2 protein-coding genes are annotated in these 1,596 nt (G+C 65.9%); both read right to left on the bottom strand.

The features are described from left to right. Window positions 1-446 (bottom strand): aminotransferase class V-fold PLP-dependent enzyme (locus tag BIS11_RS17060; protein WP_253586652.1); only part of this gene is annotated, 446 nt, incomplete at its 3' end. Beyond that, window positions 430-1,596 (bottom strand): DNA gyrase C-terminal beta-propeller domain-containing protein (locus tag BIS11_RS17055; RefSeq protein ID WP_301286507.1); only part of this gene is annotated, 1,167 nt, incomplete at its 5' end. The genes BIS11_RS17060 and BIS11_RS17055, both read right to left, overlap by 17 nt.

The raw sequence follows: 1,596 nt of genomic DNA, 5'->3' as shown, positions 1-1,596 counted from the left end.
GTGTAGTGCAGGTAGGCAGCGTCATCGCTCACCTGAAGGCTTTCGCGCGCCGGCACTTCGACATGGCCGTTGGACTCGCTTTCGCCCGCCACGTGGCAGTCGAAGCCGAGATGGCGGGCCTCGGCCAGCGCCTTCTTGCCCCAGATGCCGGTCTGGATGAAGTTGGCGCGCCCGCCGCGTCCCAGAAGGTTCATCGGCAGCATGGCGAACTGCATGCTCGCCCCGCCCTGCAGAAACAGCACGCGATACTGCTCCGGGATGCCCATCAGTCGGCGCAAGGTGGCCTCGGCCTTCTTGGCGATACCGACGAACTCGTCGCTGCGATGGCTCATCTCCATCACCGAGAGACCACGCCCTTCGAAATCGAGCATCTCGCGCTGGGCGCGCGCCAGTACCGCGTCGGGCAGGGCCGCCGGCCCCGCGCAGAAGTTATAGTGACGTGTCATCTTGGCCCTGGTCCTCTTCAACGCCGTTCGTCGCCGTTTGCGGTGCACCGTCGAGGTCGGCCTCGTCCTCCTCCAGAGGAGCGTCGACGGGCTCGTCGACCCGAACGGTCTTCACCAGTTTCTCTTCCTTGCCCAGGCGGATCAGCATCACGCCCTGGGTATTGCGCGAGGTGGTGGAGACCTCCTCGACCCGGGTGCGCACCAGCGTGCCCCGGTCGGTGATCAGCATCATCTCGTCGCTGTCGTAGACCTGCATCGCCGCGACCAGCGCGCCGTTGCGCTCGCTGGTCTGCATCGCGATCACGCCCTGACCACCGCGTCCGCGTAGCGGAAACTCCTCGAGGCGGGTACGCTTGCCGTAGCCGTTCTCGCTGGCGGTGAGGATGTAGATCTGACCTTCGGCCTGTGGCTGCACGCTCTCTGCAGACGCTTCGCCCTCTTCACCGTCGGCTTCGGCATCGATCTGCTGGCTCTTGGGAATGATCAGGCTGATCACTTCCGCATCGTCGAGCAGGCGCATGCCGCGCACCCCGCGGGCGGTACGGCCCATGGCGCGCACGTTGGCTTCTTCGAAGCGAATCGCCTTGCCGTTCGAGGAGAGCAGCATGGCGTGATCGGAGCCCGTGGTGATCGCCGCGCCGACCAGGCGGTCGTCCTCTTCGAGGTCGATGGCGATCAGGCCCACGCTACGCGGACGCGAGAACTGCTCGAGGCTGGTGCGCTTGACCGTGCCCTTGGCGGTGGCGAAGAAGATGTAGTGATCCGGGTCGTAGTCGCGCACCGGCAGGATGGCGTTGATCGACTCGCCCTCCTCCAGCGGCAGCATGTTGACCAGCGGCTTGCCCCGCGAGCCGCGGCTGGCGTTGGGCATCTCGTACACCTTGAGCCAGTACACCTTGCCGCGGTTGGAGAACAGCAGCACCGTGTCGTGAGTCGAGGCGACCAGCAGGTGCTCGATGACGTCTTCGTCCTTCATCGAGGTGGCCGACTTGCCGCGACCGCCACGGCGCTGGGCCTGGTAGTCGGAAAGCGGCTGGGTCTTGGCGTAGCCGGAGCGCGACACCGTGACCACCATGTCCTCCTCGGCGATCAGGTCCTCGATGGAGAGATCCAGATGGCTCGCCTGGATCTCGGTGCGGCGGTCGTCGCC

Origin of the sequence: Halomonas sp. 707D4 (assembly GCF_024158685.1) — a bacterium.
GTDB lineage: Bacteria > Pseudomonadota > Gammaproteobacteria > Pseudomonadales > Halomonadaceae > Vreelandella.
This window is presented reverse-complemented; position numbering and strand designations above follow the sequence as displayed.